This window comes from Neptunomonas sp. ABH4_499 (genome assembly GCF_056160565.1).
In genome coordinates, this window is record NZ_JBSWXK010000003.1 from 232,405 (window position 1) to 249,157 (window position 16,753).

Here is a 16,753-nt window from a genome sequence, read left to right on the forward strand (position 1 = left end):
CATGTTGAAGATTGAAAACATCAACACGCACTATGGCCCCATTCAGGCGCTGCACGATGTCTCTTTGGAAGTTAACACCGGCGAGATCGTCACCCTAATCGGTGCTAACGGTGCGGGTAAAACCACGCTGATGATGACCATTTGTGGTGATCCGCACGCCACCAGCGGCCGTATTGTGTTTGACGGTGAAGAGATCACCGTACAGCCAACTTCTAAAATCATGCAAAAAGGCTTGGCGATTGTGCCTGAAGGCCGTCGAGTGTTTTCCCGCCTAACCGTGGAAGAGAACCTGCACATGGGCGCTTACTTTCGTAAGCCTGATGAAGCCAAACAAACACTGGAACACGTACTGGAACTGTTCCCGCGTTTGAAAGAGCGTTTCCATCAACGTGCCGGTACGATGTCAGGTGGTGAGCAGCAAATGCTGGCGATTGGCCGTGCGATGATGAGTAAGCCTCGTATGATCCTGCTGGATGAGCCATCGCTCGGCCTTGCACCGATCATCATCGCTCAGATTTTCGATATCATCGAACAACTGCGCAGTGAAGGTGTGACCATCTTTTTGGTCGAGCAAAACGCCAACCAAGCACTGCGTATCGCTGACCGAGGCTACGTACTTGAAAACGGCCGTGTGGTTTTGACCGACTCTGGTGACGCCCTGCTTACGAACGAAGCGGTACGCCAAGCTTACTTGGGCGGCTAATTAAGGCCTGCTCACTTAGCTAGATAAGATAAGCCCTTCCTTGGAAGGGCTTTTTTTTGGCTCTCCACCCCAAACCCAGATGTCCCGTCCTAATTGAGGAATATTAGGATATGAAAAAGCCGACAATATGCCGGCTTTTAGGCGCTAAGAAGGGTTAAGCGCTTAAGCTTCTTCACACCCTTCGGCACACACACCGTATAAGTACAAGGTACGGTCTGTGATATTGAAGCCGAGTTCTTTAGCAATTTCGTTCTGACGCTGCATCAGGATCGGGTCAGTGAACTCACGTACGCGTCCACATTTCACACAAACGATGTGGTCGTGCTGCTCGTCACGCGCCAGTTCAAATACGGAATGACCACCTTCGAAATGGTGGCGAGACACTAAACCGGCCGCTTCAAACTGAGTCAATACACGATATACAGTGGCAAGACCTACATCTTCCCCCATGTCCATCAGCATTTTGTAAATATCTTCAGCACTGAAGTGATCGCCTTCACCGGCTTTTTCTAAGATTTGATAAATCTTTACACGCGGCAGTGTCACCTTCAGCCCGGCTTTACGGAGTTCTTGGTTTTCAAGGGACATGTCTAAATACTCTGTTGATTACGGCTACTCAATGTTAGACTCTATTATCTTTATTTACACGTCAAAGTGGAAGTCATTTACCCATGCGAAAGCTTTTAATTTCAGTTGCTTTGTTAACAGCACTGACAGGTTGCTCTGAATTTCCGGGTGTTTATAAGATCGATATCCCTCAAGGTAACGAGGTTACACAAGAGCAACTCAACCAACTTGAGAAAGGGATGACCCCTAACCAAGTGCGCTACATTCTAGGCACCCCGCTGGTTACCGACACGTTCAGCAGCAACCGCTGGGACTACGTGAGCACGTTTAGTAAAGCCGGTGGCGACCGAACTCAAACTCATGTATCCATCTATTTCGAGAACGGCGTCCTAAGCCATGTCGACGGGCACGCAACGGATGCTGTGAAAAAGAAACAACAGCAATCGGATAAAGCGCTGTAATTTATTACGTCTTTCCATTAAAAAAGGCCGCAGATGCGGCCTTTTTTGTATCGTTTAATTCTTATATTTGAATGTTAAGCTTGTGAAATAGTAGATTTGGTTCGTTGAATTGCCTGCACCATCACCGGATTCCCAAGCAGCAACAACCAATAGGTAATCGTTCCCGTTAACTAAGTTAACGGAGTTAGGAATAGTGAAAGAAGTGCTTGAACCAGGGATGATTTGCTGCCACAACAACAAGTCATCTGACATTTGAGGGTTTGCTATAAAGTCACCTGCGGCTTCAGCAACTTCCTCATCGGTAGGGTCGCTCGGCAGCGTAGCATATTCGCTAAAAAAGTTAGTGCTGTTAAATGCCGTGGCATCATATAAAGCCAATGTGAAGTGTTTGTTCGAATCACCGCTCGTAGTAAAGTTTTCATAATTCCATGAGATTACTCGCTGATTTGCTTCATTCAGTTCAACATTCACGTCGGACGCACTGTCGGAATAAAACTGAGCATTCACTGGAAAAAGAGCCACTTCACTTTGTAACGCAAGTCGGTACTGCTCTCCGGTACAGGTATTTGAAGCTGATACCCATTCCGCGGCAGCTAGTTGTTGAAGCCCATAATAAGCAAGGCCATCATCATTCCAAGTAACATCGAATTCTTTCAATACGGTAGCGGTACTTTGAGAGTCAATGTTTTCGCTATCTTGGTAAGAGTTCTCCAAGGAACCATCACTAAGCTGGAACCCCTGAAGCAGGAAAGCATTTTTAGGCTGACATTCATTAAACTTGTAGGACAACATCACCTCAAACGGTGCACCTTCCTCCATAGCATCACTTAATGGACTGGCATATGTCTTCATTAAGGCTGTGCCAAGTTTGTAGTTTTCACTTTCCTCGTTAAGTCGCTCAATGAAAAGGCCGACAAAGGAACTTGTGACATAAGTCGTATCGCCAGGCTCTAACGAAGTAATTCCGCTGTCAGAGGTACCAACATTAGACGTATCTTCTTCAACGGTTTCCTCCTCAGTCGAAGTATCCGTATCATCTGCCGTTGTACCCTCAGATTCTTCTGGGTTAAACAGGTTATTGTTACTACCACCACCGCCACCGCAGGCAACTAAACTGGCACTTAACATCAAAGTAACAAGCAAACGCTTCTGAAGAGACATCCAACAACACTCCTTATCTGCACCGACTTCTATGTCCGGCACGTTTATTCAGGGATCAATCCAATAGTGGACACATTAGACCGTTGTCGACCTTAACCGTCAATGTCTAAAGACCTAAATGACAAAAGGTTGGAAAATTTCTTCGGTTTGTCGCGATCGAGAGGCATGATCAATCCAATGATCAGGAATGCCGAGCATCGTCAGATCGCCTTGCCACGCTTGATTTGAGAGATATTCCGCAACTGCGGATCCTGCCCCGCCTCGTTTGGCATGATCCTCAACAGTGATGATATGGCTGCACTCTTTGGTAAGCTGATCGATCACCTTGGTATCAAGCGGCTTAACAAAGCGCATATCAACCAAAGTGGCCTTTAACGAATCAGCCAAACGACGGGATTGCTCAATCAGCGGGCCAAAGTTGAGTACTGCGGTCTTGGAGTCGCGTTTAACAATCGTGTTACTTTGACCAAGCTCGATAGTCTCTTCATGACTAGGAATGCTCTTTAACACACCGCTGCCCCTTGGGTAGCGTACAGCCGCAGGGCCTTGGTGATGAAAGCCTGTGTTTAGCAGGGCCACCAGCTCATGCTCATCCGATGGGGTCATAATCACCATATCGGGGATGCAACGAAGGAAGGCTATATCGAAGCAACCGGCATGGGTTGCGCCATCCTCTCCGACCAGCCCTGCTCGATCCACCGCCAGCAGCACATTGAGCTTTTGAATCGCAATGTCGTGTATCAGTTGATCGTACGCCCGTTGCAGAAACGTGGAATAGATCGCCACCACAGGCTTCAGGCCCGAGCAGGCTAAACCGGCCGCAAAGGTCAGCGCATGCTGTTCAGCAATGGCAACATCAAAATAGCGTTCAGGAAATTGCTCAGAAAACGCGACAAGATCAGAACCTTCACGCATGGCCGGTGTTATGGCGGCTAGCAGAGTGTCTTGTTTCGCTGTTTCTACTACCCAATGACCAAAGACGTTTGCAAACGTCGGTGCTTTCACTTTGGGCGCATCGATTGGTGCTAGTTTAGTAATGGCATGGTAGCCCACAGGGTCTGCTTCGGCGGGTGTAAAGCCTTTGCCTTTTTGGGTAGTGATGTGCAAAAACTGCGGTCCATCGCTGATCAAGGCCTTCTGCAAAGCCGGCAGTAATACCTTAAAATCATGTCCATCCACAGGACCATGGTACTCAAACGCTAAGGCCTCAAAGAGCGCAGCTGTCGTTTGAGATGCGCTTCCTTTGAGTTTTAAGTTCTTAGCAAGATAAGTAGCAAGCCCACCCTCGTTTGGTGAAATCGACATATCATTGTCGTTCAAAATCACCAGCAGATTGGCATGGGTGTGTGCGGCATGATTAAGGGCTTCGAAAGCCATTCCGGCGGTCAACGCGCCATCACCGATCACCGCAACACTTTTACGGCTCAAACCTTGAAGCTGGCCAGCCACTGCCATACCTAAAGCGGCACTGATCGAGGTGCTGGAATGCCCTGTACCAAAGGCATCGAAAGCGCTCTCATCCCGCTTAGGAAAAGGCGCAAGCCCGCCCTCTTGTCGGATGCTCAGCATCTGATCGCGCCGACCTGTCAGAATCTTATGAGGATAACTTTGATGCCCCACATCCCATACAAGGTGATCATCCGGTGTATTCAAAAGATAGTGCAGCGCGATGGTCAGCTCGACAACCCCAAGACCCGCACCGAAGTGCCCGCCGGTTTGACCAACACAATACAGCAGAAACGCACGCAGCTGATGGGCCAGCTCGGGTAACGCATCTTCAGCCAGTTTTTTTAGGTCGGTTGGATCGTTAATAGCATCCAATAAAGGCGTAACTGGGCGTTCAGTGGGGATGTGATCAAACATTAATGCGTCCGGTCTACGATGTAATCGGCCATCGCTTTTAATGCATCTACGTTGTAAGGCAAGGATTCGATCGCAGCGATGGCGCTTTGGTGCAGCTCGGATAGTTTTGCTTTCGCCCCCTCTAACCCAAGTAAGGCTGGGTAGGTTGGCTTATTTTTTTCAAGGTCCGAACCTTGTGGCTTACCCAGAGTTTCAGTATCCGCCTCGATATCGAGGATGTCATCTTTGACCTGAAACGCCAGCCCAATCGCTTTACTGTACTCAACTAACTGAGCGCGCACCTGCACATCTTTACAACCGGATGCCACCCAACCCAGTTCTACCGAGGCGGTGATTAAAGCCCCCGTCTTATGCTGATGCATCGCTTCGAGCTGCGCCAAATTGAGCGGCAAGCCTTCGTGTCGAAGATCAAACGATTGGCCAACGCACATGCCTCGATGCCCACTGGCAAAAGACAGCACACGGATCGCTTCAATAAGATCATCACTTGGCAGGCTCGAGGCACTGACGACTTCAAACGCAAGGCATTGCAGCGCATCCCCAGCTAAAATCGCCGTTGCCTCATCGTAGGCTATGTGACAAGTCGGCTTCCCTCGACGAAGCGCATCGTCATCCATTGCAGGTAAGTCATCGTGAATCAAGGAGTAGCTGTGGATACACTCGATAGCGGCGGCTAAATCATCCACGCGGTTAAGGTCGGCACCTAAGGTATTGGTCACCATGTAGACCAATGCAGGCCTTACCCGTTTTCCACCATTAAAAAGGCCGTACTTCATCGCCTCCTGCAAAACAGGGTCTATACTGCTTACAGTCAAAAGCTGATCAAGGTGAGTATCAACGCGAAGGCGGTACTCGCCCAACTGCTGGGTCAGTGACATGTTGCTTACTCCGCATCAATGGATGGCGCAAAAGGTTCACTGACGATTTGACCGTCAGGTTGTTGGCTGATGAGCTGAATTTTCTGCTCGGCCTGATCGAGAAAAGACTGACACTCACGAACATACTTGACGCCATCTTCATACGCCTGCAAGGACGCATCTAGGGACAACTCGCCTTGTTCCATGCGGTCTACGATGGCTTCCAGTTCGCTTAAAGCCTGTTCAAAGTCGAGTGTTTTCTTTTTGCGGGGCATCAGGTACTCACCAGTCTGACTAAATTTCTCAAAGTTTGGCCGAAACAAGGTCAATTAAAACGCTTGTTGGCCGATACATTGGCTGAATTAGTGAACAACCGTTTTTCGGGCATTATCCCTGAAAACAAGATGAACAAATAGTCATCTAGCGGCAAGAGAGGAGATTTCTGTGGATATAGCAACGCTCGTCGGACTTTTAGGCGGCTTTGGTATTGTAATCGCGGCCATGGTCACCGGTGGTGATGTCGGCGTATTTGTGAACGTACCGTCTCTGCTGATTGTGGTAGGGGGTACCATCCTTGTCGCGATGATGAAATTTACCCTTGGACAATACCTTGGACTTGCGAAAGTCATGGGTAAGTCTTTCATGTTCAAATCGATCGCACCGGACCTAATCATCAGCGAAACCGTCGAATTGGCGGATGCGGCGCGTAAGGGCGGCCTACTCTCTCTTGAAGATAAAACCGTCAGCAGCGATTTTATGCAGCGCGGCATTCAACTTCTGGTCGACGGTCACGACCCAGAAATCGTCAAAGGCCTTCTTAACAAAGAATCCAAACTCACCGCCGATCGACATGATGCCGGAGTCGATATCTTCAAAGCGATGGGGGATGTTGCCCCGGCGATGGGGATGATCGGTACGTTGATTGGTCTGGTACAGATGCTCTCTAACATGAGTGACCCGAAATCCATCGGCCCCGCGATGGCGGTTGCTCTTTTAACAACTCTCTATGGCGCGATGATCGCAACCATGGTGGTGCTTCCTATCGCGGATAAACTGTCCGTTCGTAAAGATGAAGAAGCATTAAACCAAGCAATGATTATTGATGGGCTGCTGGCCATTCAAGCCGGTCAAAACCCACGCGTTATTGAGCAGATGCTACGCAACTACCTGCCTGAGAAAAAACGTGGCACCCCGGATAAATAACGGAGGATAACCGATGAGTGAAGAACTCGAATGTCCACCGTGTCCCGCGGGGTTACCTGGGTGGCTTGCAACCTTTGCTGACTTGATGTCACTGTTGATGTGCTTCTTCGTACTGCTGCTCTCGTTCTCCGAGATGGATGTGTTGAAGTTTAAACAGCTCGCAGGCTCCATGCGCGAGGCGTTTGGTGTACAAAACCAGATCAAAGTTGAAGATATCCCCAAGGGGACCTCGATCATCGCGCAGGAGTTCAGCCCTGGTCGGCCAGAGCCTACCCCCTTGAATGAAGTGCGACAGATGACGGTCAACAACAATATGAACACCTTGGATATTCGATCGATCGAGGGGGACGCCGAGACCAAGGATAAACAAGATGGTGAGGCGACCTTGATGCAGGAGCTCCAAGAGGTTCAGGAGCAAATGAAAGAGGAAGCCAAAGAGCAAGCCGTTCAGTTCGCACAAGCATTAGCCGCAGAGATTGGCGAAGGGGCGGTCGAGGTAGAAACCGATCAAACCAAGGTAATCATTCGAGTTAAAGAAAAGGGCTCTTTCGAGTCTGGATCTGCTGAATTAAAGTACGACTACATTCCAGTAATGGCTAAAATTCGAGACGTGCTTCTGGAAGTCAGTGGAAAAGTGTCAATCGAAGGGCATACCGATAACATCCCATACTCAGGACGCCGCTTCTATTCCAACTGGGATCTATCCGCTGCTCGTGCACTCGCGGTTGCGAACGAGTTGTTCGACGACCCGCGCATTAATCAAAGTCAATATCAGATCATTGGGCATGGCGATACAAGACCGCTTGCGCCTAACAACACCGCGGAGAACCGAGCAACGAACCGTCGAGTGGAGATTGTGATCCAACGAGGCAAAGATAAGGAACTTCTAGAGAAGATCCAAGCACGCGGCTTAGATGATACAGAGGGTGCGCCACTGCCTCAGGATGAGATATTTTAAATTAAACGCTTGAAACGAAAAGGCAGTGATCAACACTGCCTTTTTTGTACATGTACAAAATGTGTTAGCTTACGCTTTGTTCTGCTTACGACGACGGAAGCCGAAACCCGCTGCCAGTGCGCCAGCACCCAGCAAAGCGATAGATGAAGGCTCAGGAACGCCTACAGAATCACCTTGAAGTTCGCCAGAACCGCGCAGCGCTAGGCCACCAGCACCAGCGATATTAGGCTGGAAGCTAGAAGAGAACAGGAAGTCAGCTGTTGTGTAAGCGGTACCTGCAGCATCTAGTTGAATATCTTCGAACGTATCCGTATCGAAGTAATCAGCAGCCAAACCACCAACAACTTCCAAGTAACCGTTACCTGAACCACGCTCATCAGCATCTGGGCTTGAGATAGAGCCAGCTGTCAGTGTACCGAACAAAGAGCCTACAGCGCCGTAAGTGAATTCATAGTAGTCCACTGCAGCAAGCGATAACCAAAGTACACCGTCAGTCGCAGTCGATAGACCACCATCTGCATCCAGGGTTAGTTCGTAATCAGGCGTATCATCAACGTAGAAGTTTAGGTAACCACCGCTGAAGTAAAACTCTGAAGTACCCGCCACTTCTTCAACCAGTGTGTAACCACCAAAAGAGAAGGTCAGTTCACAGCCAGAACAAAATGAGGATTCATTAGGGCCTGTCAGAGAGTTAACCGATGTAATTTTACCGAAACCGGCTAAAACGTCGTTTGTTGTTTGGACAGTGATCTCAGTCAGGGTTGCTTCTGAGAAGAAGTCAGCCGCTGCCTCAGTATCCCATGTCACACCGCCAACATTGACAACCTGCGCTTGAGCTGTCGTGCTCAAAGCCAGCGCTGTTGCCGAAGTAGCAAGTAGCTTTTTAAGTTCCATTTTTGTGCTCCATTTCGAAATTGGATATCAGCATTCTAATAAATGCAAACCCCATGCCTAATACAACAAATAGCTGATATTTAAGAAATTTAATAAAGCTAGGGTTTATATTTATTACTGAAATGTAAGTTTTATTGACGACATCAGACAACAAATAAGTCTCCCTTAAGAGACACCTAATAAAAAACCATGACATCAAATAGATTTTATATAAAACTCGTTTTTAAGGCTAAAATAATATAGATGTAAAATTAAGCCGGTAATAAATAATGTCTTATTTTGACTACAGAAAAGCATTTTCCCGTAACATTGGCTGGGTAACCGAGGAAGAACAAACGCTTCTCTCTACCAAAAAAATAGCCATAGCCGGGTTAGGTGGCGTGGGAGGTACACACCTGCTGACACTATCGAGGTTGGGATGTACTCACTTCCACATCGCGGATTTTGATGAGTTTGAAATACATAACTTTAACCGTCAAAGCGGCGCTTTCTGCTCTACCATAGGCCGAAAAAAACTGGATGTCATGGAAGAGATCGCCCAAGACATCAACCCAAATTCTGCGATTACAACCTTCCCTCAAGGAATTAGCGAAGATAACTTAGATGAGTTTCTTGATGGCGTTGATTTATATGTAGATTCTTTAGACTTCTTTTGCCTGCCCATTCGAAGACGCGTCTTTAAAGCATGCCATGAAAAGGGAGTCCCTGCTGTAACAGCAGCACCGTTGGGTATGGGAACCGCTTTTTTATACTTCAAACCTGGAAAAATGTCTTTTGAACAGTACTTTAATTTCCAAGGCACATTGGATGGACCAATGTTGGAGGATGATTTAATTCGCTTTTTAATCGGCCTTTCACCATCACTTCTGCAAATGGGTTATTTAGTGGATGAGTCACGCGTAGACTTTAAAAAAGGGATCGGGCCATCAACTGTCATGAGCTGCGATATGTGCGCAGGTGTTGTCGGCGTAAATGCACTCAAAATTTTGTTAGGCAGAGGCGACGTGCTTGCGGCCCCCAAAGGCTTACATTTTGATGCTTATAAAAATAAGCTTAAAAAAACACACCGCCTAGGAGGCAACAAACACCCAATACAAAAATTACTGTTTAAAATCGTTAAAAAAGTGGTTTCAGAAAAATCATGATGTGATCAATTCTTCGACAGGATATCGCCCAGAGCGAGGAAGCACTTTCTTAGCGTTACCGATACGAAACATGATGACCGGGTTGTAATTGGGGCAAACCCACTTATGGTAACTGGCTAGTACTTCCCTAGCCTCATCCGCAAAGTCCTTAGGTAACGTCTGTTCGCGATACCTATGAGTGATATCAGTAATTACGTAGTAAGGATGCACTGACAAGCCAAGCTGATTAATACGACTCCAAAGACGGCCAGTCGCTTTACCTGCTTCAATATAATTATCGTCCTCGGTGTAAACTACACCGATTACGCCAGCTTTTTTTAGAAGTTTTACTTCTTCACTTGCCAATAATTTATAAGCACCAATTCGGTTCATTCTTGAGAGATTTTTCCAATCGGAAATCCATCGCACCATCGGCTTAGCGCCACAAGGCAGTCCAAGACTGGCCAAACTTAAGCCACTCTCCGGATTCGAATCATAAGTGATGGCTTTACTGAGTAATTCATGGATCTCACGGACCTGAAAACGAATGCTAGACGCCGCTTGGGTTAAGTCAATCCATGATTGTTTTTGATCATCGGAAACTAATAGAGCAGGTTCTTCAGCGAAGAGGTCTTCCAACCCGATCAAAGTTGCTTGATCTATTGGCAAAAAAGGAGCTCGATTGGTGCAGCGCTGATAAACAAGGCTTTCACTGTTTAGGGCATTTTTAGGCTCCCCCTCAACCGTGAAGGACACCTCTGTTAGATCATCATTAAGCGAATACTCAACATCGACACCAATCTCTTGTCCCCTTTGCTCAACATTCCAGATCATAGCGCCAATGGCAATGCGTATAGCAGGGTTAGTCGCTTCAAACGTCAGTCCAGAAACACGTTTTTCATCATAATAAGCGACAAAGCCTTGGTGAGTAATCCGATAACTTAAAGGCTGAGAGTTATCGGCAGAGGGGTGGTAATGTGCGGCGTTGATGAGTTCTTTTACGATGTTATCCATAACCTGCTCCAAAAAGCTATGTGATCAGTCACATAGCTTTCTTTATAGCAGTTTACTTAGAATTATCCAGCATGTATTGGATAGCTGCGGTCATCTCTTTATCGGTACAATCCATGCAAGTGCCCATTGGTGGCATCGCATTGATCCCTGTTTTCGCCGTTTTTAACAGGCCCTCTATGCCTTTGTCCGCCCGCGAAGACCAAGCTGCGCTGTCACCCAATTTAGGCGCATTCGCAACGCCTGAAGCATGACAAACAAAACACTTAGCGTTGTACACCTCTTCGCCTGAGCGTTCAGCGTAAGCCGCCATAGGCGTTAGCAGGGCTACGGCCATCAATAATACGTTTCTCATCGATTCATCCCTTTATTAGTATGTTTGTGCTCGCAAACAGACACATCATAGGGGGATTGTGGGAGTGACTAAAGCAATATCTAGGAAAAAGAGTGTGGCAGATTGTCGCAAGATGGGTCAGACCCGTTCCGATGAAAACCCAAGGGGTTTCAACGGAGCTGTCTTCGGTAAAGCGGTGAAGGCCTCACAGGCGCATGGCGAATGAGGCTTGGTTTTGCTGGCTATCTTGATAACGCTTTTCGTTAGCCAAGTTGTGTTGGCACGCTTGGATTACTTCATCGATGATGGCGTTCGGTAAGTCGAATGCACGGCGGATCTCTTCTTGTGTCAGTCCGCGTTTAAGTAGATGAGTTACTTGTGCCTGTAGTTGATGTCGTTCCATGTTCATTTCCTCTTTTCTTATAAACGTTATGTATGATCTGAGAAAAATGTGACAAAAAAATGTCACTCCAATAAGACTCTATGAATTTAATTAAGTTCCGATTCATCTTCAAGAGTCTGAAAGGCAACAAGGGTGATCTAGATCAGTGGATACGACATGATTACTGACAGCGACGCAAACGCCAAAAGCAAGAAAACCTACCCCGGAAATCGATCTTGATAAACAACCGATTCAAGATCTTTGCGTTTTTCCCAACGCAGCGTTTCAAGCTCCGGTATGGGGTAAAACTCTTTAACGTACCCAAGGCATAGATAAGCCACCAGTTTGTGATCTTTCGGGGCATTAAGCGCTTTTTTTACATCATCGGGGTTCAGTATGCTGACCCAGCCCATTCCGATGTTCATCGCACGGGACATCAGCCACATGTTTTGGATGGCGCACACCACACTGTACTCGCCAGCTTCCAGCATCGAGTGCTGCCCAAGTACAGGCCCTTCAGAAGGTTTGTAAAACACCGCAATATTCACGGGGGTTTCAAGAATCCCTTCGAGTTTCAGCCGATTGTATTGGGATTGTTTATCGTCACTAAACGTGTCGGCCGCGCTTTGATTCACCGACTGAAAGCTTTGGTGAATGAGCTCTTTGATGGATGGGTCTTTCACAATAACAAACTCCCAAGGCTGGGAGAATCCGACCGAAGGCGCCAAAGAGGCGGCATAAAGAATCTGATCCACCGCCTCGTCAGGCAAAGGATCCGGCAGGAAGTTGTTTCCACGGACATCTCGACGATGCATTAACAAGGCTTCGAGCGTTGCTTGATCATCAAACGTGAAGGTTTTTTGGCTCATGGCGAAATAACATCGATCGTTAAAACGCCAAAGTGTACACCAACCGACCTTCGGCCACGAAGATCGGTTGGCTTAACAGGATTAGCCAAGTGTACGGAATGACTCCATTAACGCCGGAATGCCTGGGAACATACCAATCATGGCCATCACCGAGCATAAGATCACAAAGGTAATACCAGGAATGATCCAGCGGCCAGAATGGCCTAGCTCTTTGCCGCGCTCTTTACAGCCGATCAGCCCTAAATTATCGAGCACCATGGTTAGAGACCAGCCAAATACCGGGTTAACTAAGGCTGATGAGAAGATCACAATCGCAGCCGACTGGGTTGTTTTACCTTCTCGGGTCATCTGCATACCCGCCTCCAGCAGCGGCAAGAAAACACCCACGATCAAGGCCACACTTAAAACGGGTTGCCAGATGGCCAAGTCCATCGGGTAGCCCCAAAGCGCGGCAACCACACACAAGAGGCCTGTTAGGATGGCACCTGCTGGGATAGGACGGCGAGCAATCGCCGCCGGAACAATGTACGTCCCCCATGAAGACGAAAGGTTACCGCCACCCAGTAAACTGCCGACCGCTTGGCGAGCGGAGGTGCTGAGCATGGTGTCATCAATGTTCATCAAGACTTTGTCGGTGTTTTTCGGATAGCTTAACTCCTGAAACACGCGATGGCCTAAAAAGTCAGGTGACCACATGGCCACGGCTAACACCGCAAACGGCGCAACCGCAATAAAGTGTTCTAACTGAGGCAAGCCCAACTGCCAGCCGGTATCCTCACCCCACCAATACGCTGGGTTTAGGTTGGGAATACCAGGCTCTGTGGTGAACTCGAAAGGAGCCCCTAGCGCAAAGGCGATCGCCGCCGCCAGCACAGAGCCCAACGGAATCGCTAACCAACGCATCTGGATGTGCTCAAGCCAGGCGTACATGATGATGGTACAGATGATCACCACAAAGGCGATGTACGCCATATCGAAGCTTTCGGCCCATGCATAGAGCTTTGCCACCTGCCCTGTTACGCCGATAAAGCCCAGATAGAGAAGCAAGCCGCCACAAACCCCTTTACTGGTCAATTTCGCCAGCAAACTCCCCCCTTTGGAGAAGCCCAAGATAAATCCAAAGACCCCAATCAATATCCCTAACGCCATCGGGTGCCCGCCAGAGGCTACGATTAAAGGAATCAGGGGAATCAATGGCCCATGGGTACCGGCAAGGTTACTGGTTGGGTTTAAAAAACCAGAGACCAATACCACAAAGAGCACAGCCGCGATCAACATCTCGAATCGCGCATTCTCAATCACAAATTCAGGGGATAACCCAAGGGGTGCCGCAAAAGCCCCTACCACCGCAGCCACCATCACAATTTTGCCAATGGTCGCGGCCATGGCTGGCACCCAGTCTTCTATTTCGAACCGGTAATCGCGAAACGGTAAATTGGGACGCCAGCGTCGTGGCGACATGGATTGCAGCTCGTGGTCCAAGTATTCTGCACGCGTGGCAAAAGCGGAACGGGGTTTGCGTGATGTCTGATAGTTAGATTTTTTATTATCTTCCATGACGAGTCCGACTGAGTAAAAAAATCCACTCTAAAATGCTCTGAATCAATCAACAATCAGACCTTTGGCATGGGTAGACTAAAGGTTAAGTATTTGAAAAATAAAAGACTACAGAAATCGGTCCGTTAAGAGTGTCCAGCAAGATACCCTTAACGATACAGGGTTCGTTTTTTGAACATTTATTCAAATAGTTTCAGGTAAAGCAATGATTGCTTCTAATTCAATATCGATATCTCGACTGAATAATGACGCTACTTCGACTAATGAACTGGCCGGAAAGCACCCTTCATAATTTGAGGCTAAGGCCTCTCGCAAGGACTCAACGCACTTCATCGAAGAGACATAAAGGGTGACTTTTATGATGTCCTTAATTCCTGCGCCTTCGGTTTTCGCAATAATGTTTAATTGCTCAAAAATCGCTTTTACCTGACTCTTGATATCACTCATAGCCGGAACCCGCCCAAAAGCAGTTAGGCCCGAAACATAAAGAGTATTGTGATGTTTAACCGCATGGGAATAAGGACCAACGGGATCTCCAAGTTCCTTGTAATTGTGTCTTTCAAGCATCTCTGGTGCCCTCATTTTGATGTCAAATAATTAACGAATTAAGCACGGTATTTTCTTTGGCGCTCAATCATCCACCCAGGGTATTCAGCTGGCAATTGACTGACCTCATCCAACGCCTTTAACTCTTCCTCTGTAAATGTAAGGCTGGCGGCAGCGATGTTGTCGTTTAATTGGTCGATTCGCTTCGCACCGATGATCACGCTACTCACCACGGGTTGATGCAAAAGCCAAGCTAGCGCCACCTGCGCCACGCTTACCGACTGTCCGCTCAGTTCTTTGCCAGCGGCAATATCACGCATCACCGCAATCACATTACGACCTCGCTCACGATCGACCGGTGGGAAATCAAACTTAGCTCGGCGATTATCCTCCGAGACATGCTCCCCTTCGTATTTGCCGGATAGATACCCGCCCGCTAGCGGACTCCAGACCATCAAACCGACTTGTTCGGATTCCAGCATCGGAACCACATCGCGCTCCAAATCTCTCCCAACCAAGGTGTAGTGGGCCTGCAACGAAATAATCGGGCAGAGTTGCTTCGCTTGGGTCATACCAACAGCTTTCATAACTTGCCATGCCGCCCAATTGGATAGACCGACTTGATGAACATGCCCCTGCTCGACCAGCGTATTTAAGGCCATTAAGGTTTCTTCCATAGGCGTTGCAGGATCAAAGCCATGGATCTGATACAAGTCGATGTAGTCCGTTTGAAGCCGTTTGAGGCTGGCTTTGCACTCATTGATGATATGCCCACGCGAAGCGCCTCGCGCATTGGGCCCAGCCCTCATAGGACCAAGCACCTTGGTTGCAACCACAACATCCTCGCGATTAACGGCTAAGTTTTTCAGCGACTGGCCAACTATGCGCTCGCTATTGCCATGTCCGTACACATTGGCTGTATCGATAAAGTTAATGCCCGCGTCCAGCGCCGTTCGCACTAACTCATCAGCTTGGTCTTGTTGGAGTTTGCCAATCATCCCCCACATATCGTCACCGCCGCCAAAGGTCATGGTGCCAAGGCACAGCTCGGATACAAATAGGCCCGAGCGGCCTAACGTGCGGTACTTTAGAGTAGATGGTTGGTCCGATGTCGGCAGATTGTTCACAACGTTGGAAGTGGTCATATGAAGTCTCCTTAAGTTCGTGACTCCATGCTATGCCCGTTTAGGGTGGTTGAGAGTGGCAGAAACTCTCAGGTAATTGCACAATCCTATCAAGTGCATTACAAAAGGGTGGTGAGCGCCCTGACACACGGTACACTCAACATCATCGATTCCTTCACTTAATCTTCCTACGAGAGGTCGCGTCAAATGCAGATGACAGACACCCAAGAAGCGAGTGGCCTATCAAGCCTTCGCGATCGCGTTGAGTCCTGTTGGCATCAGCACGGCCCCGACAATGCCATCCAAGGGCTTCGGCTCACACGAGCGATAGAACCCAGTGGCACCATCCGCGCACTGTATCAAACCTCGTTTTGCCTAGTGCTTCAGGGGTCTAAACTGACCTCGGTGGGGGATCTATCGGTCGAGTATCACACGGGTGATTGTTTGTTTGCTTCGGTCAATATGCCTGTGATTTCGCGTATTGTGAAAGCCTCGTTGCAAGACCCATATCTTGCGATCAGCTTAGAGATCGATCCAAGCGCCGTTGCCCAACTGCTAGTTGAGCATCCCGACATGGCGATGCGTCCACCGACTAAACGCGCTTTTCAACAGGCTTTGATGACCGCGAGAGCGCCGACGGACTTGTACGATCCTTTCATGCGTTTACTGAGCCTCTTGGATCAGCCAGAGGATCAAGCCGTGTTGGAGCCATTAATCCGTCGTGAGATTTGCTGGCGCTTGTTGCGCTCCCCACTTGGGGAGGCACTGCAACGAACCGGAAATAAAGACAGCGAAACCGCAAGGATTGGCCAAGTGACCGCTTGGATGCGCACTCACTACCAAGAGACGTTTCAGGTGGCCGATTTGGCCACAATGGCGAATATGAGTCCAGCCTCGTTTCACCGTCACTTTAAAGCCATTACCCAGCTCACACCGGTGCAATTTCAAAAGCTGGTTCGCTTACAGGAAGCGAGACGCTTATTGTTAACGGAGCAAGAGGTCGCGAGTGTCGGCTATCAAGTGGGCTATGAAAGCCCATCCCAATTTAGCCGCGATTACCGAAAACTCTTTGGCGCACCGCCCGGGAAAGACAAAGCAATAATGCGCTCTGAAATCGCGATTGAGAGTCGTGTCTAAGA

At 48.4% G+C, this 16,753-nt stretch carries 19 protein-coding genes; 6 read left to right on the top strand and 13 right to left on the bottom strand.

What is annotated here, in order from left to right; genetic code table 11:
• The first annotated feature begins 1 nt into the window (after window position 1).
• Window positions 2-703: an ABC transporter ATP-binding protein gene (locus ACXAF9_RS04420; RefSeq protein WP_475070933.1), complete on the top strand. Its 702-nt coding sequence runs from the start codon at window positions 2-4 to the stop codon at window positions 701-703.
• Window positions 704-865: 162 nt separating this feature from the next.
• Here the strand turns inward: ACXAF9_RS04420 and fur are convergent, their stop codons facing one another.
• Window positions 866-1,291, bottom strand: coding sequence for a ferric iron uptake transcriptional regulator (gene fur / locus ACXAF9_RS04425; RefSeq protein ID WP_475070937.1), 426 nt, complete (start codon window positions 1,289-1,291; stop codon window positions 866-868).
• Window positions 1,292-1,374: 83 nt separating this feature from the next.
• On the opposite strand from fur, the gene ACXAF9_RS04430 reads away from it, so the two are divergent.
• Entirely contained in the window at window positions 1,375-1,731 is a 357-nt protein-coding gene (locus ACXAF9_RS04430) for an outer membrane protein assembly factor BamE (protein WP_475070941.1), read from the top strand.
• 54 nt (window positions 1,732-1,785) lie between these two features.
• Here the strand turns inward: ACXAF9_RS04430 and ACXAF9_RS04435 are convergent, their stop codons facing one another.
• The 4 genes from ACXAF9_RS04435 to ACXAF9_RS04450 form a co-directional block, all read right to left on the bottom strand.
• Window positions 1,786-2,892: a hypothetical protein gene (locus ACXAF9_RS04435; RefSeq protein ID WP_475070943.1), complete on the bottom strand. Its 1,107-nt coding sequence runs from the start codon at window positions 2,890-2,892 to the stop codon at window positions 1,786-1,788.
• 114 nt (window positions 2,893-3,006) lie between these two features.
• On the bottom strand, window positions 3,007-4,755 hold the full coding sequence (gene dxs / locus ACXAF9_RS04440) for a 1-deoxy-D-xylulose-5-phosphate synthase (protein ID WP_475070946.1): 1,749 nt from the start codon (window positions 4,753-4,755) through the stop codon (window positions 3,007-3,009).
• Complete coding sequence (locus tag ACXAF9_RS04445; RefSeq protein ID WP_475070947.1) at window positions 4,755-5,633, bottom strand: polyprenyl synthetase family protein; 879 nt, start codon at window positions 5,631-5,633, stop codon at window positions 4,755-4,757. The genes dxs and ACXAF9_RS04445 overlap by 1 nt, the downstream gene beginning before the upstream one ends.
• A gap of 5 nt (window positions 5,634-5,638) precedes the next feature.
• On the bottom strand, window positions 5,639-5,887 hold the full coding sequence (locus ACXAF9_RS04450; RefSeq protein WP_475070951.1) for an exodeoxyribonuclease VII small subunit: 249 nt from the start codon (window positions 5,885-5,887) through the stop codon (window positions 5,639-5,641).
• A 169-nt stretch (window positions 5,888-6,056) separates the two neighbouring features.
• On the opposite strand from ACXAF9_RS04450, the gene pomA reads away from it, so the two are divergent.
• Together pomA and ACXAF9_RS04460 are read left to right on the top strand one after the other, a co-directional pair.
• Entirely contained in the window at window positions 6,057-6,815 is a 759-nt protein-coding gene (gene pomA / locus ACXAF9_RS04455; RefSeq protein WP_475070953.1) for a flagellar motor protein PomA, read from the top strand.
• 13 nt (window positions 6,816-6,828) lie between these two features.
• Window positions 6,829-7,773, top strand: a complete 945-nt coding sequence (locus ACXAF9_RS04460) for a flagellar motor protein MotB (RefSeq protein ID WP_475070956.1) — start codon at window positions 6,829-6,831, stop codon at window positions 7,771-7,773.
• A gap of 69 nt (window positions 7,774-7,842) precedes the next feature.
• Here ACXAF9_RS04460 and ACXAF9_RS04465 read toward each other — a convergent pair whose 3' ends face one another.
• Window positions 7,843-8,667 (bottom strand): PEP-CTERM sorting domain-containing protein, encoded by an 825-nt coding sequence (locus tag ACXAF9_RS04465; protein WP_475070958.1) that lies wholly within the window; start codon window positions 8,665-8,667, stop codon window positions 7,843-7,845.
• A gap of 269 nt (window positions 8,668-8,936) precedes the next feature.
• Here ACXAF9_RS04465 and ACXAF9_RS04470 point away from each other — a divergent pair, with 269 nt between their 5' ends.
• Complete coding sequence (locus ACXAF9_RS04470) at window positions 8,937-9,812, top strand: ThiF family adenylyltransferase (protein WP_475070960.1); 876 nt, start codon at window positions 8,937-8,939, stop codon at window positions 9,810-9,812.
• On the opposite strand, the gene ACXAF9_RS04475 is transcribed toward ACXAF9_RS04470, so the two are convergent.
• The 7 genes from ACXAF9_RS04475 to ACXAF9_RS04505 form a co-directional block, all read right to left on the bottom strand.
• Window positions 9,807-10,805, bottom strand: coding sequence for a nitroreductase family protein (locus ACXAF9_RS04475; protein ID WP_475070962.1), 999 nt, complete (start codon window positions 10,803-10,805; stop codon window positions 9,807-9,809). The two genes, ACXAF9_RS04470 and ACXAF9_RS04475, sit on opposite strands and share 6 nt — an antisense overlap.
• Window positions 10,806-10,857: 52 nt before the next feature.
• Window positions 10,858-11,157, bottom strand: coding sequence for a c-type cytochrome (locus tag ACXAF9_RS04480; RefSeq protein ID WP_475070964.1), 300 nt, complete (start codon window positions 11,155-11,157; stop codon window positions 10,858-10,860).
• A 184-nt stretch (window positions 11,158-11,341) separates the two neighbouring features.
• Window positions 11,342-11,539: a hypothetical protein gene (locus tag ACXAF9_RS04485; RefSeq protein ID WP_475070967.1), complete on the bottom strand. Its 198-nt coding sequence runs from the start codon at window positions 11,537-11,539 to the stop codon at window positions 11,342-11,344.
• Between the two features lie 197 nt (window positions 11,540-11,736).
• Complete coding sequence (gene bluB / locus ACXAF9_RS04490; RefSeq protein ID WP_475070970.1) at window positions 11,737-12,387, bottom strand: 5,6-dimethylbenzimidazole synthase; 651 nt, start codon at window positions 12,385-12,387, stop codon at window positions 11,737-11,739.
• An 81-nt stretch (window positions 12,388-12,468) separates the two neighbouring features.
• Window positions 12,469-13,944: a DUF3360 family protein gene (locus tag ACXAF9_RS04495; protein ID WP_475070972.1), complete on the bottom strand. Its 1,476-nt coding sequence runs from the start codon at window positions 13,942-13,944 to the stop codon at window positions 12,469-12,471.
• Window positions 13,945-14,127: 183 nt separating this feature from the next.
• Complete coding sequence (locus ACXAF9_RS04500; protein ID WP_475070974.1) at window positions 14,128-14,511, bottom strand: RidA family protein; 384 nt, start codon at window positions 14,509-14,511, stop codon at window positions 14,128-14,130.
• Window positions 14,512-14,549: 38 nt separating this feature from the next.
• Window positions 14,550-15,635 carry an aldo/keto reductase gene (locus ACXAF9_RS04505; RefSeq protein WP_475070976.1) on the bottom strand — a complete coding sequence of 362 codons (1,086 nt, stop codon included), beginning with the start codon at window positions 15,633-15,635 and terminating at the stop codon, window positions 14,550-14,552.
• 186 nt (window positions 15,636-15,821) lie between these two features.
• Between ACXAF9_RS04505 and ACXAF9_RS04510 the strand changes: the two genes are divergently transcribed.
• Complete coding sequence (locus ACXAF9_RS04510) at window positions 15,822-16,751, top strand: AraC family transcriptional regulator (protein WP_475070978.1); 930 nt, start codon at window positions 15,822-15,824, stop codon at window positions 16,749-16,751.
• Window positions 16,752-16,753: the final 2 nt, after the last annotated feature.

Coding starts and splice junctions, on each gene's coding strand:
- ACXAF9_RS04420 (WP_475070933.1), top strand. CDS start 2: ATGTTGAAGATTGAAAACATCAACACGCACTATGGCCCCATTCAGGCG.
- fur (WP_475070937.1), bottom strand. CDS start 1,291: ATGTCCCTTGAAAACCAAGAACTCCGTAAAGCCGGGCTGAAGGTGACA.
- ACXAF9_RS04430 (WP_475070941.1), top strand. CDS start 1,375: ATGCGAAAGCTTTTAATTTCAGTTGCTTTGTTAACAGCACTGACAGGT.
- ACXAF9_RS04435 (WP_475070943.1), bottom strand. CDS start 2,892: ATGTCTCTTCAGAAGCGTTTGCTTGTTACTTTGATGTTAAGTGCCAGT.
- dxs (WP_475070946.1), bottom strand. CDS start 4,755: ATGTTTGATCACATCCCCACTGAACGCCCAGTTACGCCTTTATTGGAT.
- ACXAF9_RS04445 (WP_475070947.1), bottom strand. CDS start 5,633: ATGTCACTGACCCAGCAGTTGGGCGAGTACCGCCTTCGCGTTGATACT.
- ACXAF9_RS04450 (WP_475070951.1), bottom strand. CDS start 5,887: ATGCCCCGCAAAAAGAAAACACTCGACTTTGAACAGGCTTTAAGCGAA.
- ACXAF9_RS04460 (WP_475070956.1), top strand. CDS start 6,829: ATGAGTGAAGAACTCGAATGTCCACCGTGTCCCGCGGGGTTACCTGGG.
- ACXAF9_RS04465 (WP_475070958.1), bottom strand. CDS start 8,667: ATGGAACTTAAAAAGCTACTTGCTACTTCGGCAACAGCGCTGGCTTTG.
- ACXAF9_RS04470 (WP_475070960.1), top strand. CDS start 8,937: ATGTCTTATTTTGACTACAGAAAAGCATTTTCCCGTAACATTGGCTGG.
- ACXAF9_RS04475 (WP_475070962.1), bottom strand. CDS start 10,805: ATGGATAACATCGTAAAAGAACTCATCAACGCCGCACATTACCACCCC.
- ACXAF9_RS04480 (WP_475070964.1), bottom strand. CDS start 11,157: ATGAGAAACGTATTATTGATGGCCGTAGCCCTGCTAACGCCTATGGCG.
- ACXAF9_RS04485 (WP_475070967.1), bottom strand. CDS start 11,539: ATGGAACGACATCAACTACAGGCACAAGTAACTCATCTACTTAAACGC.
- bluB (WP_475070970.1), bottom strand. CDS start 12,387: ATGAGCCAAAAAACCTTCACGTTTGATGATCAAGCAACGCTCGAAGCC.
- ACXAF9_RS04495 (WP_475070972.1), bottom strand. CDS start 13,944: ATGGAAGATAATAAAAAATCTAACTATCAGACATCACGCAAACCCCGT.
- ACXAF9_RS04500 (WP_475070974.1), bottom strand. CDS start 14,511: ATGCTTGAAAGACACAATTACAAGGAACTTGGAGATCCCGTTGGTCCT.
- ACXAF9_RS04505 (WP_475070976.1), bottom strand. CDS start 15,635: ATGACCACTTCCAACGTTGTGAACAATCTGCCGACATCGGACCAACCA.
- ACXAF9_RS04510 (WP_475070978.1), top strand. CDS start 15,822: ATGCAGATGACAGACACCCAAGAAGCGAGTGGCCTATCAAGCCTTCGC.